The sequence below is a fragment of the Bradyrhizobium sp. HKCCYLRH2047 genome (genome assembly GCF_051168175.1).
Classification (GTDB): domain Bacteria; phylum Pseudomonadota; class Alphaproteobacteria; order Rhizobiales; family Xanthobacteraceae; genus Bradyrhizobium.
This window is the reverse complement of the sequence record NZ_JBNPUM010000010.1, coordinates 203,059-226,964: the sequence shown is the minus strand read 5'-3', so window position 1 is coordinate 226,964 and position 23,906 is coordinate 203,059. Positions and strand designations below refer to the sequence as shown.

The following is a 23,906-nucleotide window of genomic DNA, read 5'->3' as shown; positions in this document are numbered from 1 at the left end:
CGTTACCTACTTCACCAGCCTGAACCTCCCGCCCTCGACCTTGATCAGGAACGCCGAGCGTTCGTCGTAGCCGTTGTGGTCGGTCGGGCTCATGTTGGAGAGGCCGTTGTTGAGATAGACATCCTTGCCGCGCTCTAGTTCGTCGCGCAGCGCGGCGCGGAATTCCGGCGTGCCGGGCTTGGCGGCCTTCAGCGCGCCGGGAATGGCGCCCTTGAGCAGGGTTGCGGTGTCCCACAGATGCGCGGCAAAAATGTTGGGCTTGTCGCCATTGGCGGCCTGATAGGCGGAGACGAACGCATCGTTGGCGCGGCGGAACGGATCCTCGGGCGCCAGATCGTCGGCGATCGAGAACGCCTCGCCGGCGAAGATCGCGCCCTCGACATTCTCCTTGCCGAGCTTGATGAACTCCTGCGTCGCGACGCCATGGGTCTGGAAGATCTTGCCGGCATAGCCGCGCTCGCGCAACGCCTGCTGCGGCAGCACCGCGGGCGTGCCGGCCGAGGCGATGAACACCGCATCCGGATTGGTTGCGATCACCTTCAGCGCCTGGCCGGCCGCGCTGGTGTCGCCGCGCGCATAGACCTCGTGGGTGGTGACGGTGATGCCGAGCTTCGGCGCCAGCTTGCTCACCTCCTGATAGTAGCCCTCGCCATAGCCGTCGGACACGCCGATGAAGCCGAGCGTCTTCACCCCGCTCTTGGCGATGTATTTGAGCATGGCCGCCGCCATGATGTCGTCATTGGGCACGACCTTGAATGCCCATTTGCGCTTGTCATCCATCGGCTGCACGATCGCGGTCGAGGCCGCCAGCGACAGCAGCGGCGTCCTGCTTTCGAGCGCGACGTCGAGCATCGGCATGGTCACCGGCGTCAGCGACGAGCCGATGATGACGTCGACACCGTCCTGGATCACAAGCCGGCGCGCGTTCTGCAATCCCTTCACGCTGTCGGATTCGTCGTCGAGCGCGATGTAGACGATCTTCTCGCCGCCGATCTCCTTCGGTAGCGCAGCCACCGCCTTGATCTGCGGCTGGCCGAGCGCCGAGCCCGGCCCGGTCGCGGACACCACGATACCGACCTTGATGTCGGCGCGCGCGGGCGAGCCGAAAGCCATCGTTGCAGCAATTCCGATCGCCGTGAGCGCGGCTCTCATCGCGTATCCTCCCCGTTGAGCGTGCTCGGCGCGTTGACTGGCCGAGGCTTTGGCTGATGAGCGTAGCCGGACCGGCAGCCCCCTGTCTGTCCCCGTAGTTGGTGACGCAGGGCGCGGCGCTTCCAGCCGAGGCGAGTTGCTGCTAGGTTTCGGCGAACAAAAAGATCCGGGAGGAACGCATGGAGGCTCAGGAGCCTGGCATCGAGGCGGCCGGCGCCGTCGGCGCGATGGTGCTCGCGATCGGACAGCCCGCGTTTCCGCAAGTCCTGATCGAGGCGTTGCGCATCGTTGCCGATGTCGGTCACTGCATGGTGTTCACCTTCGAGAACCAGCGCTCGGCGCGCTGCCTGCTCAGCACGGGCAACATCGCGATCGGGCCCGACCTCGGCGCGGCCTATTCGGAGCATTTCCACACCGCCGATCCGAACCGGGAGGCGATCTTTCGCGCGCGCGGAGACGCGCGCCACATCCTGCTGCCGAACTTCGCGCGCCGCATGTACCCGAAGGGCTACCGCAAGCTGTTCTTCGAGGATTCCGAGATCGTCGACAAGGCCGCGACCGCGATCTGGGTCGGCGATCACTGCACCTACGTGAATTTCTATCGCACGGCGGCGCAAGGCGGCTTCGCGCCGGACGAGCGCGAGCGCATCACCGCGGTCGCCCCGATCGTGGCGGCCATCGTCGCGCGGCACTGCCAGGCTCGCGCCGCCGCGCTGGATCCCGCCGACAAATTTGCCTTGCTGTTCGCCGCCGGCGGTCCGCTGTCGGTGCTGACCGCGCGGGAGAAGGACGTCTGCCGTCGCATCCTTGAAGGCTTCACCTCCGAGGCGATTGCCGGGGATCTCGGCATCGCCCTCAACTCCGTCTTCACCTATCGCAAGCGCGCCTATGAGAAGCTCGGCATCGCCTCGCAGAACGAGCTCTTCGCGATCGCCCTTCGGCTGATGGCGACACCGCGGCCGCTGAACTGAGCGGGGCCCGCCTGCTGTCACCCATCACCGGGACAGACGCCGCCGGAGCGTGCAGCTAGCCTGCGCCGTCAGACCGGAGACCGAGAGTGAGCACAGCACCGCATTTCGACATCGATCACGCCGCGTTCTGGGCCGATCCCTATCCGGCGCTGGCGCGCATGCGCCGGGAGGCGCCGATTGCGTTCGTGCCGCAGCTCGGCAGCACGCTGTTGTGCCGGCGCGACGACATCTTCGTCTCCGAGAAGCAGATCGACGTCTTCAGCTCGCATCAGCCGCAAGGGCTGATGAACCGGCTGATGGGCCACAACATGATGCGCAAGGATGGCGCGGATCACATGGCCGAACGCCAGGCGATCGCGCCGGCGGTGTCGCCGCGCGCCGTGCGGGTGCACTGGCTGGCGCAGTTCCAGGCCCATGCCGACCGGCTGATCGATGCGCTCGATCCGGCCATGGATATCGATCTCGTCGGCGATTTCGCGCTGCCGTTCTCGGCCGAATGCCTGAAGCTGATCACTGGCCTCACCAACATGCGCTTCCAGGACATGAATGCGTGGTCGCAGGCGATGATCGACGGCATCGCCAACTACACCGGCGATCCCGCGGTCGAGGCGCGTTGCAACGCCGCGACATCAGGCATCGACGCCGCCATCGACGACATGCTGCCGGTGCTGGAGAAGACCCCGAACCAGAGCCTGCTTGGCGTGATGCTCGCCACGCAAATGCCGATGGAGAGCATCCGTGCCAACATCAAGCTCGCCATCTCGGGTGGCCAGAACGAGCCGCGCGATGCCATCGCCGGCACGGTGTGGGCGCTGCTGACGCATCCCGAGCAGCTCGCGCTGGCCATCAATGGCGAGGTGCGCTGGCTCCAGGTGTTCGAGGAATATGCCCGCTGGATCTCGCCGATCGGCATGTCGCCCCGGCGCATCGCCAAGCCCTGGACGATTCGCGACGTTGCCTTCGAACCGGAGGAGCGGGTGTTCCTGATGTTCGGCTCGGCCAACCGCGACGAGGCGCATTTCACCGACCCCGATCGCTTCGACATCCGGCGCGACGTCTCCAAGAGCATCGCCTTCGGCGCCGGCCCGCACTTCTGCGCGGGCGCCTGGGCCTCGCGCGCGATGATCGCCGACGTCGCGCTGCCGACGTTGTTCGCGCGGCTCAAGAACCTGCGCCTGCGTGACACCGAGCCGGTGCGCATCGGCGGCTGGGCGTTTCGCGGTCTGCTCAATCTGCCGGTGACCTCGGACGCGACGCGGGATTGATCCTGGCCGCGGCCCTCGCGGGGAAGCGCCGCGCTCGGGCGGTCTCTACGCCCTGCCTGCTGCGATCGCCTGTGCCTCTGCGGCTGCGCGCTGCATGCTGGACGACATCTCGCCGGTGACCGTGCTCTGCTCCTCGACGGCGGCGGCGGTCGAGGTGACGTATTCGCTGACGTTCTGGATCTCGACCTTGATCGCGTTCAGCGCATTCACGACCTCGCTGGAGATCCCGTTCAGTCCGGAGATCTCCGCGCCGATCTTGTCGGTGGCGGCCTTGGCCTGCGTGGCGAGATTCTTGACCTCCGACGCGACCACGGCAAAGCCGCGGCCGGCATCGCCGGCGCGCGCCGATTCGATCGTGGCATTGAGCGCCAGCAGGTTGATCTGCCCGGTGATGTTGCCGATCAGTTCGACGATGCCGCTCATCGCCTGTGTCGCCTCGCTCAACCGCTTGGCCTGCGAATCGGCTGAGGCGACCCGGTCAGCCGCCCCCATGGCGGTCTCGCGCGACTTGGTCATGGCCTCGGAAATCTCGCGCACCGAGGCGTTCAACTCCTCGGCACCCGCTGCGACGGACTCCATCATGCCGCGAACGCGCTCATTGCCCATCCGCACCAGCACCTGCTTGGTGACGTCGGTGGCGTATTTCACGACCTTGAACGGCTTGCCATTGAGGTCGAGGATTGGATTGTAGGAGGCCTGAATCCAGACCTCGCGGCCGCCCTTGCCGATCCGCTTGTATTCCGATGCCTGATATTCTCCGCGGTTCAGGGCGGCCCAGAAGTTGCGATAGGCCGGACTGTCGCGCTCCGACGGATCGACGAACATCGAATGGTGACGGCCCTTGATCTCGGACAGCGTATAGCCGAGCGCCTGCAGGAAATTGTCGTTGGCGTTGATGATGGTGCCGTCCAGTTCGAACTCGATCACGGCCTGCGATTTGCTGATGGCGGCGATCTGTCCGGCGAGATCGGCATTCCGAAGCTTCTGGGCGGTCACGTCGGTGGCGAACTTGACGACCTTGAAGGGCTTTCCGTTCTGATCGAACACCGGATTATAGGACGCCTGAATCCAGACCTCCTTGCCGCCCTTTCCGATCCGCTTGTATTCTGCGGCCTGGTATTCGCCGCGGTTCAGGGCGGCCCAGAACTCGCGATAGCCGGCACTGTCGCGCTCCTGCGGCGAAACGAAGATGCTGTGATGCTTGCCTTGGATCTCCGGCAGGCTGTAGCCAAGCGCATGCAGAAAGTTGTCGTTGGCGGTGACGATCGTGCCGTCCAGGTTGAATTCGATCACGGCCTGTGATCGGCCGATGGCCGCGACCTGGGCGCTGTAGTCGAGGTTCTGCAGCCGCACGCTCGCGTCGGACCACTCGACGACTGTTCCGGCGCGGGTTCCATCCGGGTGTTTCAAGGGCTGCGCGACCAGATCGAACGTCCACTTCCCGATCTTGATGGTGGCCCGGTGCTCGGACGTAAGGGCCTGCAGCATGCGGCGCTGGTGCGTCGGGTCCTTGTGGAACACGTCGATGTTGGTGCCGATGAGTCCGTCGACGCGGAAGTTCGGCAACTGCGCCTTGAGATCGGCCTCCGCCTCACGCATCAGCGCCCGTACCGCCTCGTTCATGTAGACGATGTTGAGCTTGTCGTCAGCGACCATCACCTTCGCGGTGATCGCGTTTGCGGCCAGGGCGGCCAGGGATGCGGCGTTGTTCTTGCGGCCAAACATGATGGTCTCCTGTGCAAGCGATCACGCCAGCGATGTGCACATGCTCGTGATCACGCGATAGTTGCCGCGATCCGGAGACGGCGCTGACTGCGATCATTCCTGAATTCGATGATCCCCGTAAATTCCCGGGGGCTTTATTCAATCTAACAGCTCGTCAGTAAGATTCGGTTAGGCAGCAATCTGCAGCGATGTTCTGATTGTGCAGGAATGGCCGTGAATCTGCGGGGCGTGTTCAGGTGTCGCAGGGCCGGGATTGCCTTAGATCAAGATCGAGATGATCCTCGGCGCTAGGCTCCATCCGGATTGGATGGTATCGGCTTCGACATGCCAGGGAAGGACATTGCCGAAGTCATCGCGGTGCCGAGGGTGTTTCTGGACAGCCTCGGCATCGGCATCTCGATCGTCGACAGTGCAACGGGACATATCCGGTTTGCGAACGCCGAATGCTGCCGGATCGTCGGATACACGCTGGAGCAGCTCAAGACCAGTGGGCTGACCTTTGTGGATCTGACGCATCCAGAGGACCGGGAGCGCAATCGGCTGCAGCACGAAAAGCTGCTTGCAGGCGAGATCGCGACTTATCAGCTCGACAAGCGCTACTTCCGGCGGGACGGAAGCGTCGTGTGGGGACGTGTGACCGTCAATCCGATCAGGGACGCCAGGGGCCGCCTGAAGTGGTTCTGCGCCGTGGTCGAAGACATCACGACAACCAAGATCCTGGAAGAACAGCTTTCAGCCGCGGAGAAGCTCGCTGGGCTGTCGACGTTCAACCTGATCGTCGATGCAGACGATTCCAAGGGAGATTTTCCGCCGGCGTCTCCATCGTCGCTGCGCGACATGCTGTGCCACGTGCATCCCGAGGATCGGAACGGGCTCGAGCAGGCCATCCGTCGCGCGATCATGAAGCGAACCGGCTACACGCGCGACTACCGGGTGCTTGGTAGAGCCGGTGCGGTGCGCTGGGTCCGTGGCATGGCGACCTCTGTCTACAGCCCGTCCGACGGACGAACCCATCTCGTCGGTGCGACGATCGACGTCACCACGGATCATCTCGATCGCGATGGCCAGGTGCCGGAGTCCATTCGCAGGATCCTGGAACACATTGAGACGAACTGGGATCAGAAGATATCGATCCAGCAGCTCGCGGTTCGCTACGGCGTCAGCCCTCGCACGCTCTATCAGTACTTCGCGAAGAGCGGCGTCTCCTTGGCCGAGAAGATCAAGCTGACGCGAATCCAACATGCGCACCGCTTGCTGTACGATGCGAAAGCAGGTGACACGGTGACGTCGATCGCCTTGCGATGTGGCTTCAGCAATCCCGGGCATTTCGCCAGGGAGTATCGAAAGATCTACGGTGAGACGCCGTCGGAAAGTCTGAGGCAGGCGTCATTGCCGCTTGCGGCGCGGGGGGAAGCCGCCGCTGCTCCGTCCGTCCGCTGATTGTCAGCCGATCTTCACGGCTTCACATCTGGATGGAGCGCCGGCCAGATGTGCCCGACGGGCAATCTCCGCATGCTTCGTATGCGCGAAATGCCCGTCGAGTTAGTTTGCCGCAGCCGCGCCGGCTTGCGTCGTCGGGCAAATCAGGACGATGGTCTTGCCCATCCCGCCTCGAGCAGAGGGACGTACGCGTCGTCACGAACGTGGAGGCGGGCTGCGATGGACGTGACGGCTGTGCCAGACGAGTGCAGTCGTGACGGACGGCGAAGTCGTGTGGTCCTGGCCTCTCGACGCTGAGGTCTGCGCAACGCGCCAAAGGCGCGTTGTTGCAAAATGGGGGCAAGAACGCCGATCCCCAGGGAGAGCACGAAGGACACCGTAAAACCATCGCGCGGGGAAGGCCGGGTCTGTCCGGCTGTACCTGTGGTACCTGCCGCCTGCATTCTTTTGAGCAGGCGGGCCACGGGCCTCAGCCGAGGTCCGGCCTTCCTCGCGCCCTCTCGTTGTTCAGGAGGGACAAGATTGCCGCATCACCTGCGCCTCATGGGCGGCGGGAAGGCGGCGTCGCGTCTTTATGGGTTGTCTCGGGCACAGTGTGATGGAAGGCGCCAACCGCGATCTCAGCCGTCGTCCCGGCCTTGCACAGGGACCCATAACCCCAGGAAGATGTGTGAGGCACGCTGGTGGATCGATCTCGCTTCACCACCATGGCCGGTGGCTATGGGTCCCGGCGCAGGGCCGGGACGACACCGGTTGTGACGCGCGAGCTCTGGCAAGCGAGACATCGACCGACCGGCGCCACCATCGCGGTTCGCCTCACGCTTCCAGCGCCGTCCTGATCATGCGCGCGAGATCGGCGCTCATATACGGCTTCGCCAGCAGCAGCACGTCGGCATCGAGCCGGCCATGATGCACGATCGCGTTCTCCGTGTAGCCCGATGTGTAGAGCACCTTCAGTCCGGGACGGCGCTTCTCGGCCTCGATCGCGAGCTGGCGGCCGTTCATGCCGCCTGGAATGATGACGTCGGTGAACAGCAGGTCGATGCGTTCCGGATTGTCGATCAGCGCCAGGCCCTCGGCGGCGTTGCTGGCGGCGAGCGTGCGATAGCCGAGCCGCCGCACCTGCGCGACCACGTAGTCCCGCACCAGCGCATCGTCCTCGACGATCAGAATGGTCTCGCCGCCGCGCGCCACCGCCGGACGTGCCGTGTCGGCGGCGGGCAGCTCCGGCGCGCCCGCGGCCCGCGGCAAATAGAGCTTCACGGTGGTGCCGTGGCCTTCCTCGCTGTAGATCTTGACGTGGCCGTTCGACTGCTTGACGAAGCCATAGACCATGCTGAGCCCGAGGCCCGAGCCCTTGCCGACGTCCTTGGTGGTGAAGAACGGCTCGAACACCTTGTCGAGCAGCGGGCCGGGAATGCCCTGGCCGGTGTCGCTGACCGCGATCATGACGTAGCTGCCGGGCTTGGCGTCGCGGTTCAACTGCGCATAGTGCTCGTCGAGCGTGACGTTCTTGGTCTCCAGGGTCAGCTTGCCGCCGTCCGGCATCGCGTCGCGGGCGTTGAGCGCGAGGTTGAGGATCGCGGTCGAGAGCTGGCTCGGATCGATCAGCGCCGGCGCGCTGTCATGGGCCAGCATCGATTCGATCTCGATCTGCTCGCCGAGGGTCGGCCGCAGCAGGCGGCCGGCCTCGACGATGAGTGCATTGATGTCGGTGGCGCGCGGCTGCAGCGGCTGGCGGCGCGAGAAGGCGAGCAGATGCCGGGTCAGATCGGCGCCGCGCTCGGCGGCGGCGCTGATCATGCCGGCGATGCCGGCGAGCTGGGGCTTGTCCTTGACGGCGTCGGCAAGGATCTCGATCGTCCCGGTGATGACGGTCAGGATGTTGTTGAAGTCGTGCGCGACGCCGCCGGTGAGCTGGCCGATCGCCTCCATCTTCTGCGCCTGACGGACCTGGGCCTCGTTGGCCTCGATTTCCTGGAATCGCCGCACCATCGCTTCCGCGGCGCGGCGCTGCCGGATCTCCTCCTCGAGCTGCGCATAGGCTTTCTGCAAGGTGATGCGCGTCGGCAGGACCAGAAGCTGAGGCAGCATCTTGATCATGATGACGATGATTCCGATCGAGGTGACGCCGAGAAAGACGTTGATGATGTCCGTGATGGTCGAGGTCGGCACCCAGAGATCGACGATCGCGAGCAGGCGGGTGACCCCGACGACGGCCACGAAGGTCGCAAGCGCCCCGACGATGCCGCGGAACATGACGTCGCGCCAGCGCCGCCGCAGGAACGTGCCGACGACGAAGGCGATGGTGAAGAAGGCGCTGGCGATCAGTCCGTTGGACACGACCTGCAGCCATGTCCATGCCACCGCGCCCTCCAGACCCGCCGCTTGCACCGTCAACGTCGGCATATGCAAACCATCCTCAACAACGCAACCCGCCAAATCCGGGCTCGCCCGGTCTGTCGTCGTCGCAACCCGAACGGATCATTCAGCTTTTCGTCTCGGGTGCAAGGGCAATGGCGGCTTCGACGTGCATCGCGGCAGGGCGCCCTCGCCGCGAATGCCGCTCCGCCGCGCGGCGTCAAAAGCCTGCCACACATCCTTTACCGCCCGGTCACGCGGTTGTTAACGCGCCGACCTAAGCCGCTCGACACCGTCATCACCATGGGGAATGAACGAGATGTCGAACACGATCGCGCACAACCGGCGCGAGTTCCTGCGGCTGCTCGGAGCGTCGGCTGCGACCGCCGCCCTCGGCCAGAGCATCGAGCGCGCGCATGCCATTCCGGCGTTCAATCGCCACGGCAGTATCGAGGACGTCAAGCACATCGTGGTGCTGATGCAGGAGAACCGCGCCTTCGACCATTATTTCGGTGCGATGCGCGGCGTGCGCGGCTTCAACGATCCCCGCGCGGTGAAGCTGCCGAACGGCAACCCGGTGTGGCAGCAGCCGAACGGCGCGGGGGCGGTGATGCCGTTCCGCGTCGACAATGCCGGCCAGGTCTATGTCGAGGACGTCGCCCATGGCTGGAACGACGGTCAGAAGGCCTGGAACAACGGCAACTACGACAAGTGGATCGCCAACAAGGGCACCACGACCATGACCTGCATGAACCGGCAGGATCTGCCCTGGCACTATGCGCTGGCCGACGCCTTCACGGTGTGCGATCAGTATTTCTGCTCGGTGATGGGACCGACCGATCCGAATCGCTACTACCTGTGGACCGGCTGGGACGGCAACGATGGCAAGGGCGGCGGACCGGTCATCACCAATGCGGAAGCCGGCTACGACTGGACCACGTTCCCGGAGCGGCTGGAGAAGGCGGGCATCTCCTGGAAGGTCTATCAGGACATCGGCACCGGGCTGAATGCAGCCGGCTCCTGGGGCTGGACCCAGAATCCGTGGATCGGCAATTACGGCGACAACTCGCTGCTGTATTTCCACCAGTACCAGAATTCGCAAGCAGGCAGTCCGCTGTACGAGAAGGCGCTGCGCGGCAGCAACATCGCCAATGGCGGCACGTTCGAGAACCTGTTCGACGGGCTGCGCAACGACGTCCGCAACGGCACCCTGCCGCAGGTCTCGTGGATCGCAGCTCCCGAGGCGTTCAGCGAGCATCCGAACTGGCTGCCGGGGCCGGGCGCCTGGTACATCTCCAAGGTGCTCGACATCCTGACGTCGAATCCGGAGCTGTGGAGCAAGACCGCGCTGATCATCAACTACGACGAAGGCGGCGGCTTCTTCGACCATGTCGTCGGTCCGTATCCGGCGATGTCGCAGGCCTGGGGACAGTCGACCGTCGATGTGAGCACGGACCTCTTCGCCGGCGATGGCAGCCACATGGCCGGTCCCTACGGCCTCGGCGTCCGCGTGCCGATGCTGGTGGTGTCGCCGTGGTCGCGCGGCGGCTTCGTGTGCTCGGAAGTGTTCGACCACACTTCTGTGATCCGCTTCATCGAGCGCCGCTTCCACCACAAGGCGCCCGATCTGTTCGAGAGCAACATCCCGGCATGGCGGCGCGCGGTGTGCGGCGATCTCACCTCGGCGTTCAACTTCACATCGCCCAACGAAGGCATGGCGCCGCTGCCGAGCACGGCCGGCTACAAGCCGCCGGTCGCCGACATCACCTCGGGCGCGCGCTTCGACGACTATCATCCGGTGCCGCCCGCCAAGCAGGTCCTGCCGCAGCAGGAGCCGGGCATCCGTCCGGCGCGCGCGCTGCCCTACGATCTGCGTGTCGACGGCGATGCCGATGCCGCGCACAAGACGTTCGGAATCCGCTTCGTCAATCCGGGGCAGGCCGGCGTCTGCTTCCACATTCGTTCCGGCAACACCGCGGCCGGCCCGTGGAGCTACACCGTCGAAGCCGGGAAATCGCTGCACGGCGTGTGGGACCTCGCGGCCAGCGCCGGCCAGTACGATCTGTCGGTGTACGGGCCGAACGGCTTCTTCCGCCACTTCAAGGGCGGCGTCGCCACCACCGCGGCGCTCGTCGATGTCGATACCGTCCATCTCTGCGATTGGGACGACGGCGACGATGCCCGCAGCCTTGCGATCGCGCTCACCAACAAGGGCGCGAGCTGCGTGGTGACTCTGGCCGACAACTACACCGGACGCAGCGAGCGGCACCGGCTGCAGCGCGGCCAGCGGCTGGAGACGCGGGTTCGCCTGCAGCAGACCCATGGCTGGTACGACCTGACGGTCACGACGGACGGCGACGCCAACTTCAACTGGCAGCTTGCAGGCCACGTCGAGAACGGTCGGCCCAGCATCAGCGATCCGGCGATGGGCAGGATCGCCGCGACCTGATCGCAGACGACGGCGGGAGGCGCCCGGAGCAAACCGGGCACCTCTCACGACGACGAAGCGACGAGGCCTTCGTTGGTCGCATCGTCGGCATTGGGATCGCCTGGCGCGGTGGCCCAGGCGAGCTCGACCAGGGTGACGATGCGGCGGCCGGCGCCGTCGAGCTGGCAGACGATGAGGCCCTGGTCCTCGATATAGGTCAGCAGGCGCTGCGCCCGGCGCAGCGAGTGCGAGCCGTAGGCGCGGGCGATCGCGGCATCGCTCGGGCAGGGGCGGCCGTCCTTGGCGGCGCGGGCGATCATCATGAACACGCCCTGCATGTCCTCGGGCAGCAGCGAGGCGCGCAAGGTGACGTCCTGCCAGCCGGCGTCGTCGGCCGCGTCATCGCCGCCGAGGCCGGCACGGGCGCGGGTCAGCATGCGGCGGAACTCGTTGAGGTCGGGCACGGCCGTGCCGAGCCCCTCGATGCGGCAGCGGACGACGAACTCCTGGTAGAGCACGCCGACGGCGCGGAAGCCCGCGTCGGGCTCGGCCAGCACCGCGCGCAAGACGCGCTCGACGCGGGCTTTGCGCTCGGCGAGCTCCTCCTCGCTGACGGCGGGCGCCGGCGGCTCGGGGCGCAGCTCGAGCGCAGCAGACTTCGCCGCCATCAGCTGGTCGAGCAGCTCGGGCTGCGGCTTGCGCTGCGGCCGCGCGTTGGTCTCGGGCGGCGGTGCGGCGAGAATCACCGCGCGGGCGTCTTCGAGCGACGCTTCCGGCAGCGGCATCAGCCGCGGCGTCGCGTTGCGCGGCTTGGTGTCGGTCGGGCCGATGCGCAGGCCCAACGGCCGGCGCGACAGCGCGGGGCCCAGCGCCATGAACTGGCCGCGCTCGAGGTCGCGGAACGCCTCGGCCTGGCGCCGCTCCATGCCGAGCAGGTCGGCGGCGCGGGCCATGTCGATGTCGAGGAAGGTGCGGCCCATGAGGAAGTTCGAGGCCTCGGCCGCGACGTTCTTGGCGAGCTTCGCCAGCCGCTGCGTCGCGATCACGCCCGCCAGCCCGCGCTTGCGGCCGCGGCACATCAGGTTGGTCATCGCGCCCAGCGACGCCTTGCGGGCCTCGTCGGAGACTTCGCCCGCGACGGCCGGTGCGAACAATTGGGCTTCGTCGACCACGACGAGCATCGGGTACCAGTGGTCGCGGGCGATCTCGAACAGGCCGTTGAGAAAGGCGGCCGCGCGCCGCATCTGATTCTCGGCGTCGAGGCCTTCGAGGTTGAGCACCGTCGAGACGCGATGCATCCTCGCCCGTTCGCCGGCGACCTGCAGCGCGCGCTCGGTGTGGTCCTCGGCCTCGATCACGAGATGGCCGAATCGCTCGGCCAAGGTGACGAAGTCACCCTCGGGGTCGATGATCGTCTGCTGCACCCAGGGCGCGCTCTGCTCCAGCAGGCGGCGCAGGAGATGCGACTTGCCGGAGCCGGAATTGCCCTGCACCAGGAGCCGGGTCGCCAGCAGTTCCTCGAGGTCCAGGGCGGCAGGCGATCCCGCCGCCGTCTGCCCCATCTCGATCGCAACCGTCATGTGCCCCGACTCAACCCCGCTTCACGCAGAGGCTGGCGCTTAACAAGCGCAGCCGCGCACGTCGAGCGTTTGCGTTGGACTGTCCCAAGTTGCGAGATCGGCTGTGGATGGACGGATGGATCCCGCCGCGCCGCCGAGTTCCTCGTTGATGCGCTCGTTGCCCGTTCGGGCCAGTGCTTGGCGCCCGCGCGCATTTCACGATATTGTGCGATGAAAAAGGGGCCAGGAGTGAACGAGCATTCGGATGCCGGTCGCGCGACGTTTCAGGCGTTCGCGCGCGGGGCCGACTTCCTGCAGGGAGGCGGGGAGATGGGAGCGCTCATGCGCATCCATGATTGGTCACGGACGCCGTTGGGGCCGCCCGAGAGCTGGCCTCAGTCGTTGCGCACGTCGATCAGCACCTGCCTGGACTGCGCGTTCCCGATCCTGATCTGGTGGGGCCCGGAGCTCGTCATGCTCTACAATGACGAATATCGCCCGATCCTCGGCTCGCAGAAGCATCCGGCCGCGCTCGGGGCGCCGGGGCACGCGGTATGGTCCGAGATCTGGGAGGTCATCGGCCCGATGTTGCGGCACGTCGTTGGGCTTGGCGAAGCGACCCGTTCGCGCGACATGCCGCTGTTCATCGACCGCCATGGCTACCTCGAAGAGACCTATTTTTCGTTCTCCTATTCGCCGATTCGCGACGAGACCGGCGGTGTCGGCGGTGTCTTCACCCCCGTCATCGAGACGACGGCCCGGGTCGTGGGCGAACGCCGCATGCGGACCTTGCGCGATCTCGCCGCGCGCGGCCGTGCCGACAGTCTGGCGGATGCTTGTCGCGAAGCCACCGACGTCCTCGCCGAGAATCCGCATGATGTCCCGTTTGCGCTGATCTACCAACTCGGCGAGGACCAGCGATCGGCACGGTTGCTGAGCGCCGCGGGGGTACACCCGGACAGTGCAATCGCGCCGGCGCAGATTGCCCTCGACAGCGATGGGGACGGGCTGTGGCCGGTCCGGGCGGCGGCGCGCGCGGTGGCGCCGATTCGCGTCGTGCTGGATCGTGCGAAATTTGCCGGCGTCCCGACCGGCGCATGGCCCGAGCCGCCGCAGCTGGCACTGGCGCTGCCGGTTGCGACGGGGCGGGAGCAGGCGACGGCGATCCTGATCTGTGGCGTCAATCCGCGCCGCGCCCTCGACGCCGAGCATCAGGGCTTCTTCGATCTGATGGCCGCGCAGCTCGGCAGCGCCTTCGCCGAGACGCTCGCCTATGAGCAGGAGCGGCGCCGCGCTGAGACGCTCGCCGAGATCGATCGCGCCAAGACCGCGTTCTTCGCCAATGTGAGCCACGAGTTCCGTACGCCGCTGACGCTGATGCTCGGTCCGCTCGAAGATGTGCTGCGGTCGCAGAGCTTGCCGCCGGCAGATCGCGACCGGTTGGAGATCGCCCAGCGCAATGCCTTGCGGCTGCTCAAGCTGGTCAACACGCTGCTGGATTTCTCTCGGATCGAGGCCGGCAGGATGCAGGCGGTCTACGCGCCGGTGGACCTCGCGAGCCTGACCGCGGAGATCGCCAGCACCTTCCGCTCGGCGATCGAAGCCGCCGGCCTCAGGCTGATCGTGGATTGCCCGACGCTGCCGGAGCCGGCCTATGTCGATTGCGAAATGTGGGAGAAGATCGTCCTCAACCTGCTCTCCAACGCGTTCAAGTTCACCTTCACGGGCGACATCGAGGTCCGGCTCGTCACCTGCGATCGTCATTTCGAGCTGAGCGTGAAGGACACCGGGACCGGCATCCCGCAGCACGAGCTGCCGCGGCTCTTCGAGCGTTTCCATCGCGTCGCCGGCGCGTTCGGCCGCACCCATGAAGGCTCGGGCATCGGGCTCGCACTGGTGCATGAGCTCGCCAAGCTGCACGGCGGATCCGTCGCGGCGACCAGCGAAGCCGGGCAGGGGAGCACGTTCGCGGTCAGAATCCCCAGGGGACGAAGTCATCTCCCGTCCGATGCGGCGCCGGCGCAGGAACCGATGCTTCGCGGTGCGCGGCCGTTCATCGCGGAGGCATTGCGCTGGCTGCCGGATCCGCCGTCGCTCGACGCGCATGCCGTTCCGGACATCGACATCACCACCACGTCAGCCGACAGGGCCGGGCCGCGCCCCCGCATCCTCCTGGCCGACGACAATGCCGACATGCGCGACTATGTCCGCCGCCTGCTCGCCGCGCGCTACGATGTCGAGACCGTCGCCGATGGTGAAGCCGCGCTCGCGGCCATCGCCCGCGACAAGCCCGACCTCGTTCTGTCCGATGTGATGATGCCGCGCATCGACGGCATGCAGTTGCTGGCACGGCTGCGCGCCGATGAACGGGTCGGTACCATCCCGGTGATCCTGCTGTCGGCCCGGGCCGGAGAAGAGAGCCGCGTCGAAGGCATGGAGGCCGGTGCGGATGATTATCTGATCAAGCCGTTCAGTGCGCGTGAACTGCTGGCGCGTGTCGAGGCGCATCTCAAGATGGCCCGTCTGCGTGCCGAAGCGACGGAGCGACTGCGCGCCAGCGAGGAGCGCTATCGCGCTTTCGTAACCGCGAGCTCCGACGTCGTCTATCGCATGAGCCCGGACTGGCGGGAGATGCGCCAGTTGCAGGGCAAGGACTTCATCGCCGATACGATGAAACCGAGCCAGGGCTGGCTCGCGAAATACATTCATCCGGACGATCAGGCGCAGGTGACTGCGGCGATCAGCAGGGCCGTCGCGACGAAGGGCATGTTCGAGCTGGAGCACCGCGTGATCAGGATCGATGGCAGCCTCGGCTGGATCGATTCGCGCGCCATCCCCATTCTCGGGCGTGACGGCGAGATCATCGAGTGGTTCGGGACGGCGCGCGACATCTCCGAGCAGAACAAGGCCGAACGGGAATTGCGCAAGAGCGAGGAGCGCCTGCGCAGCGCGGTCGAGGTCGGGCGGCTCGGCCTGTGGGACTGGAACGTCGCAACCGGCGAGGTCTATTGGTCGGACGAGCACTTTCGCATGGAAGGCTATGCTGTTGGCGAGCTGACCCCGAGCTACGAGGCCTGGGCGGCGCGCATCCATCCCGACGATCGTCCCGCAGCCGAAGCCGCGCTTCACCGCGCGATGGAGGCGCACCAGGAATATGTCAGCGAGTTTCGCGTGGTGCATCCGGGCGGCGCAATTCGCTGCCTGTACGGCCGTGGGCGCTTCTTCTATGACGACGCGGGACGACCGATCCGCATGACCGGCGCCATGGTCGACGTGACCGAGCGGCGTGAATGGGAGGAGCGGCAGAAGGTGCTGGTGGCCGAACTGCAGCATCGCACCCGCAACCTGCTGGGCGTGGTCCGCTCGATGGCCGACAAGACGGCGCGTGCCAGCGCCGATCTCGGCGATTTTCGCGCCCGCTTCCGTGATCGGCTGGATACGCTGTCCCGAGCCCAGGGCCTGCTGTCCCGCCTCAAGGAGAATGATCGCGTCACCTTCGACGATCTGATCCGTAGCGAGCTGTCGGCTGTCGCCGGCGGTTCGGAGCGCATCGGGCTGTCGGGACCGTCCGGCGTCAGGCTGCGGTCGTCGACCGTTCAGACCCTTGCCATGGCCCTGCACGAGCTCGCCACCAACGCGGTCAAGTATGGCGCGCTGGCGCAGCCCTCGGGCCGGCTCTGCGTGGTCTGGTCGCTCGAGCGCGAAGGCGCGGAAGGCCAGCCCTGGCTGCATATCGAGTGGCGCGAGAGCGGCGTCGACATGCCACCGCCAGCCACGATGCCCGTCGGCACGGGGCAAGGGCGCGAGCTGATCGAACAGGCCTTGCCCTATCAGCTCAGCGCGAGGACCTCGTACGCCTTCGCATCCGACGGTGTCCGTTGCACGATATCGATTCCCGTTTCGCTCACCACGCTGGAGCTTGAGGATCATGCCTGAACGCTCGCTTCGCGACCGTCATATCCTCATCGTCGAGGACGAGTATATGCTTGCCGACGAGCTGCGCTGCGCCTTCGGTAGTGCCGGCGGCACGATCCTGGGCCCGGTCGGAACCGTCCCTGACGCGCTCGCCTTGATCAAACGCGAGGGGCGGATCGAAGGCGCCGTTCTCGACGTGAACCTGCGCGGCGACATGGCGTTTCCGGTCGCCGATCTGCTGGTCGAGCGCGGCGTGCCCTTCGTTTTCACCACCGGCTATGACGAATCGGTGATCCCGGACCGCTTCTCGAAGATCCTCCGCTGCGAGAAGCCGATTGCCGTCGATGGGATCATGCGTGCGCTCGGACGCCTGATCAAGAGGACGGCGCCGCAATGACGCGCCGGTCGGATTGAGCCGGGCGCCCTCACACCTCGCGCCGGCTGAGGAAGGCGAGCCGCTCGAACAGGTGGACGTCCTGCTCGTTCTTGAGCAGCGCACCGTGCAGCGGCGGGATCAGCTTGCGCGGATCGCGCTCGCGCAGCTGCTCGGGACCGATGTCCTCGTTGAGCAGCAGCTTGAGCCAGTCGAGCAGCTCGGAGGTCGACGGCTTCTTCTTCAGGCCGGGCACGTCGCGGACCTCGAAGAAGATGCGCAGCGCTTCCTCGACCAGCCGCTTTTTGATGTTCGGGAAGTGCACGTCGACGATCCGGCCCATCGTATCCGGATCGGGGAACTTGATGTAGTGGAAGAAGCAGCGGCGCAGGAACGCATCCGGCAGCTCCTTCTCGTTGTTGGACGTGATGATGACGATCGGGCGCAGCTTCGCCTTGATGGTCTCGTTGGTCTCGTAGACGTGGAATTCCATCCGGTCGAGCTCGAGCAGCAGGTCGTTCGGAAACTCGATGTCGGCCTTGTCGATCTCGTCGATCAGGAGCACCGGCCGCTGCTCGGCCGTGAAGGCCTCCCACAGCTTGCCGCGCTTGATGTAGTTCTTGATGTCGGACACCCTGGAGTCGCCGAGCTGGCTGTCGCGCAGTCGCGAGACGGCGTCGTATTCGTAAAGGCCCTGCTGCGCCTTGGTGGTCGACTTGATGTGCCAGGTGAGCAGCGGCGCGTTGACGGCCTTGGCGACTTCCTCGGCCAGCACGGTCTTGCCGGTCCCCGGCTCGCCCTTCACCAGCAGCGGGCGCTCGAGCACGATCGCCGCATTGACGGCCACTTTGAGGTCGTCGGTGGCGACGTAGTCCTGGGTGCCGGTAAATTTCATCGCGTCTCGCTCATCGTTCGAACTTGTGTTGAGTGGCTACGCAGCGGCAACGCCGCTGCGGCTTTGAGATGATGGCTGCCATCGGAAGCAGAAATAATCAAGCGCGCCTGATCAATGAGAGGATCACGAGCACGATGACGGCGCCGATCGTGGCGTCCAGGATCGCCCCCAGCGTGCCGCTGGCAAGCGCAATGTGCAGCGCCGGCAGCACGTAGCTTGCGACCAGCGCGCCGATGATGCCGATGACCATGTTGCCGATCAGGCCGAAACCTGCGCCGCGCACGATCAGCCCCGCCAGCCAGCCCGCGACGGCGCCGATGATCAGTGCTGCAATGATACCCATGAAAGCCCCCATTCCGCCTGTTGTTCCAGGGATTGTAGAGCAAAATGCCGGCGGGTCCAGCGCGGGGCGGGGAGCGGCCCTTGACGTGCCCTCCCAGCCGCGCGATCTAATGGGCATGTTCCTGCAATTCTTTACAGCACTGCGCGACGCGCAGGTCCCGGTCTCCTTGCGTGAATATCTCACGCTGATGGAGGCGGTCGACGCCGACCTCGCCGAGCACTCGGTCGAGAATTTCTACTATCTGTCGCGCACCGCGCTGGTGAAGGACGAACGCAATCTCGACAAGTTCGATCGCGTGTTCGGCTCCGTGTTCAAGGGGCTGGAGAGCCTGCTCGACGCGATGGAGAAGGCCGAAATCCCCGAGGAATGGCTGAGGAAGCTGGCCGAGAAATACCTCACCGAGGAAGAGAAGAAAGAGATCGAGGCCATGGGCTGGGACAAGCTCATGGAGACCTTGAAGAAGCGCCTGGAAGAGCAGAAGGGCCGTCACCAGGGCGGCAACAAGTGGATCGGCACGGCGGGCACGTCGCCGTTCGGCGCCTATGGCTACAACCCCGAAGGCGTCCGCATCGGCCAGGAGAAGAACCGCAACAATCGCGCCGTGAAGGTGTGGGACCGGCGCGAGTTCAAGGATCTCGACGGCAATGTCGAGCTCGGCATCCGCAACATCAAGGTGGCGCTGCGCCGCTTGCGCAAGTTCGCCCGCACCGGCGCGCCGGACGAGCTCGATCTGGACACCACGATCCGCGAGACCGCCAATCACGGCTATCTCGACGTGTACATGCGGCCCGAGCGGCGCAATGCGGTGAAGGTGCTGGTGTTCTTCGACATCGGCGGCTCGATGGATTCGCACATCGCCCAGGTCGAGGAGCTGTTCTCGGCCGCCAAGAGCGAATTCAAGCACATGGAATATTTCTACTTCCACAACTGCCTCTATGAGGGCGTGTGGAAGCAGAACAAGCGCCGCTTCACCGACCGCACGCCGACCTGGGACGTGCTGCACAAGTACCCGCACGACTACAAGGTCGTGTTCGTCGGCGACGCCTCGATGTCGCCTTATGAGATCATGGTGCCCGGCGGTTCGGTCGAGCACGTCAACGAGGAGCCGGGGTCAGTGTGGCTCGACCGCGTCATCCGCACCTATCCCCACGCGGTGTGGCTCAATCCGGTGGCGCAGAAGCATTGGGACTATTCGGAGTCCACCACCATCATTCGCCGCATCTTCTCCGAGCGCATGTATCCGATCACGATCGAGGGATTGGAAGCGGCGATGAAGGAGCTGGTGAGGTAAGGCGCTCGTTCTGCGGCGCGCGATGCAAGGCCGTCGTTGCGGGCGGTCGCGATAGCGACCAAATCCGGAATATCGAGCTTGTGCGATCGGCTCTGGATTCCGGGTTCGGTCCTGACGGACGACCCCGGAATGTAGACGCGAAACGACGCCGCTCGGCGGCTGGAAAAGACGAAGGAAGAAGACATGCCCCAGACCATCACGCGCGGGATCAAGGCGCTGCTCGATGAAGCCAATGCCGAGATCGAGACGCTCTCGGCGGCTGAGGCGATCGCGGCGGCGAAGCGCGACGATGTCGTGATCGTCGATATCAGGGACCCCCGAGAGATCGAGCGTGAGGGCAGGATTCCCGGCGCGTTCTCGTGCACCCGCGGCATGCTGGAGTTCTGGATCGACCCGCAGAGCCCCTATGCCAAGCCGGTCTTTCAGCAGGACAAGACGTTCATCTTTCATTGCGCCGGCGGCCTGCGCTCGGCGCTCGCGGCCAAGACCGCGCAGGACATGGGCCTGAAGCCGGTCGCCCATATCGGTGGCGGTTTCGCGGCGTGGCGCGACTGCGGCGGGCCGGTCGAGGCCTGGGCGCCGAAGAAGAAGGATTGATCGCTGCCCGTCGCACGCGGGCTTGACCCGCGTGTCGATCGCTTCGACAAGGTGGATCGCCGGATCAAGTCCGGCGATGACGATCGAATGTGAAGCCCGGAGCTTTTGCGCATGACCATCCACGACGACCCTCTCGTCTCCACCGACTGGCTCGCTGCGCATCTGGGCGATCCCAAGGTGAAGGTGCTCGACGCGACCTTCAAGATGCCGGGTGTGCTGCCGCTGCCGAAGGACGATTACCTGAAGGCGCACATCCCCGGCGCCGTGTTTTTCGACGTCGACGAGGTCTCCGACCATTCCAATCCGCTGCCGCACATGTATCCGAGCGCCGAGCAGTTCGGCCGCGACGCGGGCCGGCTCGGCGTCAGCAATGGTGACACGGTGGTGGTCTATGATTCCGGCGGCTGGGTCGCGGCGCCGCGCGCCTGGTGGATGTTCCTGTCATTCGGCCACACGGATGTACGCGTGCTCGACGGCGGACTGAAGAAGTGGATGGCGGAGGGGCGCCCCGTCGATAGCGGACAGGTCACGCCGGCGCTCGGTACTTACAGCGCGACGTTCGATGCCGAGCGCGTGCGCCGGATCGAGCAGATGGTTGCCAATCTCGCCGGCAATGCCGAGCAGGTGATCGATGCGAGGCAGGCGCCGCGCTTCGCGGGCGAGGTCGCCGAGCCGCGGCCCGGTCTCCGATCCGGCCATATCCCCGGCAGCCGCAGTCTGCCCTATGCGGAGCTGTTCGACGCGGCGACCGGCGTGATGAAGCCGCTAGACGAGCTACGTAAGGCGTTCGGCGCCGCTGGCGTCGATCTCGCCAGGCCGATCGTCACCTCCTGCGGCTCCGGGGTGTCGGCGGCGGTGCTGACGCTGGCGCTCTATCGTCTCGGCATCCGCGACACCGCGCTCTACGACGGCTCGTGGTCGGAATGGGGCGTCGAGAACGGTCCGCCGGTTGCGACCGGGCCGGCCTGATCGCTAGCTCCGCCTACCGCGTGCGCGGCCCGGCAGCCTGCTGGACGGCCGCCTGCGGTTGACCAAATGGCTGCTGTCCGAATGGATCGGGGAACGCGGTCTGTTGCTGCAGTGGGGCCGCTGCCTGCCGCGCCGCCCTGACGCGCTGGGCGATGCGCCGCTGCTTGGCGCGGCGCGCCGCAACCTGCTTCTCCCGGGCCTGGCGCTTCTTGAGGATGCTCCGGCGCAACTGAACGCTCGCGACCTTCACCGAGGCACGATGCTCGCCGGCCGCGGGCCGCTCCTGGTGCGCCGGCTGCTCGGCCAGCGCGGCGAGCTTGGCCGCGATCGGGTCGAGCACCGCCGGAACGGGCGCGGCGGCGGCTGCGGTCGTCATCATCGGATCGGCGCTGGCGAGAATCTGAGGAGCCGGCGGCGGCGGTGAGACCACGGCGGCCGCAGCTTCGGTCGACGCCGGCGGCGGGGGCGGCGCTGCAGTCGCGGGCGAACTGTCCATGCTCGGCCTGTCGGAGACTTTTTCGACCGGAACGACGATCGAAGCGGACGTGTCCGGAATGGGGCGCTCCGGTTTGGTGCTCTCGATCCGGTCGTTCGTCACGGACGCGGTCTCGACGATGGCGGAGGTGCGGGACGTGTCGACCGTTTCCGCCGGCAGCGAGGGCGTAGGCACATCGGTGGCCACCGCAACGGGCGTCGCCTCGGGTGTCTCGGCGGCCGGCGCCGCCGTCGACGGCGCGCTCGGCGGCTCGGACGCTGCCGGGGGAGCATCGGCCACGACCGGCGGCGGCGTCACCGGCGGTGTCGGAATCGAATCCACCCGCAGCACCGCGAGCACCGGCGTGGGTTCGGCCGGCGGCAGGAACGTGGTGAAGCCGGAGGCCTGAGTCGTGCGCCAGGACGCGTTGCTGACGAACTGCTCGTGGGCCGCGCGCAACAGGGCCGCAGCCCCCATGCCGAAGATGGTGAGAGAGATGGAACAGACGATCGCGGCGACCAGAAAACGAAAGCCGGGAAGCATTGACGGTAACTCTCGCCACGGCAGCGTGACTGCCGAGACCTTAGAGCCAGTAGGGAACGCGGTGATCACAGGGAATGCCGCGTTCGCGACGAGGCCGGCTTCTGCCGTGCATCGCGAATCAGGCTCAGGTCAGAATACCGGAAGTGTTCCCGTCCGCTCGGCAAATCACGGCATCCATGGGGCCTGCGGGGGCTCCGCCGCACTTTTTCAGCGGCGTGAGACTTCCGTGCAACGACGGAGACATGATCACAAATTGCCGAAGTCGGGCCGCTCAGGCCGGAATTGTCTTGAATGCGCCGCTATCTTCGGCCATCTGGCACAGCAAAGGTCCCAATCGGCGGCTTGGGGATACTGCAAGGGCGATGATGATCAGACAAATCCTGACGGTTTGCGCGGTCGCGGCAGCGGGCGTGACGGCAACTTCGTTTGCCGAGGCACAGCAGGTCTATCAGACCGCGCCTGGAGCGTACTCACCGGCGCCGACGCCTTACCCGGCCGATGCGCGCGGGCAGGGGCAGGATTTTGACGCGCTCGACGATGAGAATGCGCCTGGCAATTCCGCGGCGTTGCCGCCGCCCGGCCCGGTGATCTCGCCGGACGATCCGCGCTACGGTCGTCCAGCCAATGCGCCGGTTTATGGTGCTGCGGCTCCGACCGGTCCCATCCTTTCTCCCGACGATCCTCGTTATGGACGTCCGGCCGGTGCGACGGTCTACGGAGCCGCTCCGACCGGCCCGGTGATGTCCCCGGATGATCCGCGCTATGGCCGCCCGGCTGGTCCGCCCCCGGTAATCTACGGTGATCGTCCTGCCTCCAGCCAGCAGGCCTATGGTGGCGCCAGCGCGCCCGGTGGCGACGCAGGCGCGCCGCGGCCGCCCGGCGCCGTCGGTGGCGCTCCGGCCGTCGCGGGCGCGGCACAGGCCCCGGCCGCCGGAGATCGGCCGATGACGGTGGCAGCTCTGCCGCCCGAGGAACAACCCGATGCGGCGCCGGCGCCGCTGCCGCCGAACCTGCGCCGCCAGGAGGTCGACTTCGTCACCAAGGAGCCGCCGGGAACGATCGTCGTCGATACGCCCAACACCTACCTCTATCTGGTGCTCGGCAACGGCCGGGCGATGCGCTACGGCGTCCGTGTCGGCCGCGAAGGCTTCACCTGGACCGGCGTGCAGAAGATCACCAAGAAGACCGAGTGGCCGGACTGGTATCCGCCGAGCGAGATGATCGAGCGGCAGCCCTATCTGCCGCGCTTCATGGCCGGCGGTCCCGGCAATCCGCTCGGTGCCCGCGCGATGTATCTCGGTTCGACCGTGTACCGCATCCACGGCACCAACCAGCCGTCGACGATTGGCAAGTTCGTGTCGTCGGGCTGCATCGGCATGCTGAACGACGACGTCGCCGACCTGTTCGACCGGGTCAAGGTCGGCACCCGTGTGGTCGTGATGCCGGGCGGTGCGCCTCCAGGTTCCAGCAAGAACATGGCTGCTGCCGCGGCCCCGGCCCAGGCGCCCGTCCAGGCCCAGGCGACCGTGCCGGCGGCTGGCCAGCCCGCCAACATGCAGCCGCTGCCGCCGCCGGTGACGATCCGCTGAGGCGGGCGCGTGCGA

General features: G+C 66.3%; 17 protein-coding genes. 10 read left to right on the top strand and 7 right to left on the bottom strand.

What is annotated here, in order from left to right; genetic code table 11:
• Nucleotides 1-6 precede the first annotated feature (6 nt).
• Nucleotides 7-1,152: an ABC transporter substrate-binding protein gene (locus ACQR1D_RS24215; protein ID WP_434839212.1), complete on the bottom strand. Its 1,146-nt coding sequence runs from the start codon at nt 1,150-1,152 to the stop codon at nt 7-9.
• 179 nt (nt 1,153-1,331) lie between these two features.
• Here ACQR1D_RS24215 and ACQR1D_RS24210 point away from each other — a divergent pair, with 179 nt between their 5' ends.
• The gene (locus ACQR1D_RS24210; RefSeq protein WP_434839211.1) at nt 1,332-2,123 is read left to right on the top strand and encodes a helix-turn-helix transcriptional regulator; all 792 of its coding nucleotides are present in this window, start codon (nt 1,332-1,334) and stop codon (nt 2,121-2,123) included.
• A gap of 86 nt (nt 2,124-2,209) precedes the next feature.
• Nucleotides 2,210-3,388 carry a cytochrome P450 gene (locus ACQR1D_RS24205; protein ID WP_434839210.1) on the top strand — a complete coding sequence of 393 codons (1,179 nt, stop codon included), beginning with the start codon at nt 2,210-2,212 and terminating at the stop codon, nt 3,386-3,388.
• A gap of 45 nt (nt 3,389-3,433) precedes the next feature.
• Here ACQR1D_RS24205 and ACQR1D_RS24200 read toward each other — a convergent pair whose 3' ends face one another.
• Complete coding sequence (locus tag ACQR1D_RS24200; protein ID WP_316217633.1) at nt 3,434-5,113, bottom strand: methyl-accepting chemotaxis protein; 1,680 nt, start codon at nt 5,111-5,113, stop codon at nt 3,434-3,436.
• Nucleotides 5,114-5,416: 303 nt separating this feature from the next.
• On the opposite strand from ACQR1D_RS24200, the gene ACQR1D_RS24195 reads away from it, so the two are divergent.
• Nucleotides 5,417-6,553 carry a PAS domain S-box protein gene (locus tag ACQR1D_RS24195; protein WP_434839209.1) on the top strand — a complete coding sequence of 379 codons (1,137 nt, stop codon included), beginning with the start codon at nt 5,417-5,419 and terminating at the stop codon, nt 6,551-6,553.
• Between the two features lie 816 nt (nt 6,554-7,369).
• Here the strand turns inward: ACQR1D_RS24195 and ACQR1D_RS24190 are convergent.
• Nucleotides 7,370-8,962: an ATP-binding protein gene (locus tag ACQR1D_RS24190; RefSeq protein WP_316177810.1), complete on the bottom strand. Its 1,593-nt coding sequence runs from the start codon at nt 8,960-8,962 to the stop codon at nt 7,370-7,372.
• Between the two features lie 271 nt (nt 8,963-9,233).
• Here ACQR1D_RS24190 and ACQR1D_RS24185 point away from each other — a divergent pair, with 271 nt between their 5' ends.
• Complete coding sequence (locus ACQR1D_RS24185) at nt 9,234-11,363, top strand: phosphocholine-specific phospholipase C (RefSeq protein ID WP_434839208.1); 2,130 nt, start codon at nt 9,234-9,236, stop codon at nt 11,361-11,363.
• Nucleotides 11,364-11,407: 44 nt separating this feature from the next.
• On the opposite strand, the gene ACQR1D_RS24180 is transcribed toward ACQR1D_RS24185, so the two are convergent.
• Complete coding sequence (locus ACQR1D_RS24180) at nt 11,408-12,922, bottom strand: helicase HerA domain-containing protein (protein WP_434839207.1); 1,515 nt, start codon at nt 12,920-12,922, stop codon at nt 11,408-11,410.
• Nucleotides 12,923-13,150: 228 nt separating this feature from the next.
• Here ACQR1D_RS24180 and ACQR1D_RS24175 point away from each other — a divergent pair, with 228 nt between their 5' ends.
• Nucleotides 13,151-16,837, top strand: coding sequence for a PAS domain-containing protein (locus ACQR1D_RS24175; protein WP_434894096.1), 3,687 nt, complete (start codon nt 13,151-13,153; stop codon nt 16,835-16,837).
• A complete protein-coding gene (locus ACQR1D_RS24170; protein WP_315804509.1) occupies nt 16,830-17,213 on the top strand; it encodes a response regulator in 384 nt (127 codons plus the stop codon). Before ACQR1D_RS24175 ends, ACQR1D_RS24170 begins: the two co-directional genes overlap by 8 nt.
• 28 nt (nt 17,214-17,241) lie before the next feature.
• On the opposite strand, the gene ACQR1D_RS24165 is transcribed toward ACQR1D_RS24170, so the two are convergent.
• Both ACQR1D_RS24165 and ACQR1D_RS24160 read right to left on the bottom strand, forming a co-directional pair.
• Nucleotides 17,242-18,084, bottom strand: a complete 843-nt coding sequence (locus tag ACQR1D_RS24165) for an AAA family ATPase (protein WP_315717852.1) — start codon at nt 18,082-18,084, stop codon at nt 17,242-17,244.
• A 97-nt stretch (nt 18,085-18,181) separates the two neighbouring features.
• Nucleotides 18,182-18,427, bottom strand: coding sequence for a GlsB/YeaQ/YmgE family stress response membrane protein (locus tag ACQR1D_RS24160; RefSeq protein ID WP_315717851.1), 246 nt, complete (start codon nt 18,425-18,427; stop codon nt 18,182-18,184).
• Between the two features lie 115 nt (nt 18,428-18,542).
• Here ACQR1D_RS24160 and ACQR1D_RS24155 point away from each other — a divergent pair, with 115 nt between their 5' ends.
• From ACQR1D_RS24155 to sseA, 3 genes are all read left to right on the top strand, one after another.
• Nucleotides 18,543-19,718, top strand: coding sequence for a vWA domain-containing protein (locus tag ACQR1D_RS24155; RefSeq protein ID WP_434839205.1), 1,176 nt, complete (start codon nt 18,543-18,545; stop codon nt 19,716-19,718).
• A gap of 183 nt (nt 19,719-19,901) precedes the next feature.
• Nucleotides 19,902-20,315, top strand: coding sequence for a rhodanese-like domain-containing protein (locus tag ACQR1D_RS24150; RefSeq protein ID WP_315804511.1), 414 nt, complete (start codon nt 19,902-19,904; stop codon nt 20,313-20,315).
• Nucleotides 20,316-20,426: 111 nt separating this feature from the next.
• Nucleotides 20,427-21,284, top strand: coding sequence for a 3-mercaptopyruvate sulfurtransferase (gene sseA / locus ACQR1D_RS24145; protein WP_434839204.1), 858 nt, complete (start codon nt 20,427-20,429; stop codon nt 21,282-21,284).
• Between the two features lie 13 nt (nt 21,285-21,297).
• On the opposite strand, the gene ACQR1D_RS24140 is transcribed toward sseA, so the two are convergent.
• Nucleotides 21,298-22,371, bottom strand: coding sequence for a hypothetical protein (locus ACQR1D_RS24140; RefSeq protein WP_434839203.1), 1,074 nt, complete (start codon nt 22,369-22,371; stop codon nt 21,298-21,300).
• A gap of 293 nt (nt 22,372-22,664) precedes the next feature.
• On the opposite strand from ACQR1D_RS24140, the gene ACQR1D_RS24135 reads away from it, so the two are divergent.
• Nucleotides 22,665-23,891, top strand: a complete 1,227-nt coding sequence (locus ACQR1D_RS24135) for a L,D-transpeptidase family protein (RefSeq protein WP_316177822.1) — start codon at nt 22,665-22,667, stop codon at nt 23,889-23,891.
• The last annotated feature ends 15 nt before the right edge of the window (nt 23,892-23,906 follow it).

Coding starts and splice junctions, on each gene's coding strand:
- ACQR1D_RS24215 (WP_434839212.1), bottom strand. CDS start 1,152: ATGAGAGCCGCGCTCACGGCGATCGGAATTGCTGCAACGATGGCTTTC.
- ACQR1D_RS24210 (WP_434839211.1), top strand. CDS start 1,332: ATGGAGGCTCAGGAGCCTGGCATCGAGGCGGCCGGCGCCGTCGGCGCG.
- ACQR1D_RS24200 (WP_316217633.1), bottom strand. CDS start 5,113: ATGTTTGGCCGCAAGAACAACGCCGCATCCCTGGCCGCCCTGGCCGCA.
- ACQR1D_RS24190 (WP_316177810.1), bottom strand. CDS start 8,962: ATGCCGACGTTGACGGTGCAAGCGGCGGGTCTGGAGGGCGCGGTGGCA.
- ACQR1D_RS24185 (WP_434839208.1), top strand. CDS start 9,234: ATGTCGAACACGATCGCGCACAACCGGCGCGAGTTCCTGCGGCTGCTC.
- ACQR1D_RS24180 (WP_434839207.1), bottom strand. CDS start 12,922: ATGACGGTTGCGATCGAGATGGGGCAGACGGCGGCGGGATCGCCTGCC.
- ACQR1D_RS24170 (WP_315804509.1), top strand. CDS start 16,830: ATGCCTGAACGCTCGCTTCGCGACCGTCATATCCTCATCGTCGAGGAC.
- ACQR1D_RS24165 (WP_315717852.1), bottom strand. CDS start 18,084: ATGAAATTTACCGGCACCCAGGACTACGTCGCCACCGACGACCTCAAA.
- ACQR1D_RS24160 (WP_315717851.1), bottom strand. CDS start 18,427: ATGGGTATCATTGCAGCACTGATCATCGGCGCCGTCGCGGGCTGGCTG.
- ACQR1D_RS24155 (WP_434839205.1), top strand. CDS start 18,543: ATGTTCCTGCAATTCTTTACAGCACTGCGCGACGCGCAGGTCCCGGTC.
- ACQR1D_RS24150 (WP_315804511.1), top strand. CDS start 19,902: ATGCCCCAGACCATCACGCGCGGGATCAAGGCGCTGCTCGATGAAGCC.
- sseA (WP_434839204.1), top strand. CDS start 20,427: ATGACCATCCACGACGACCCTCTCGTCTCCACCGACTGGCTCGCTGCG.
- ACQR1D_RS24135 (WP_316177822.1), top strand. CDS start 22,665: ATGATGATCAGACAAATCCTGACGGTTTGCGCGGTCGCGGCAGCGGGC.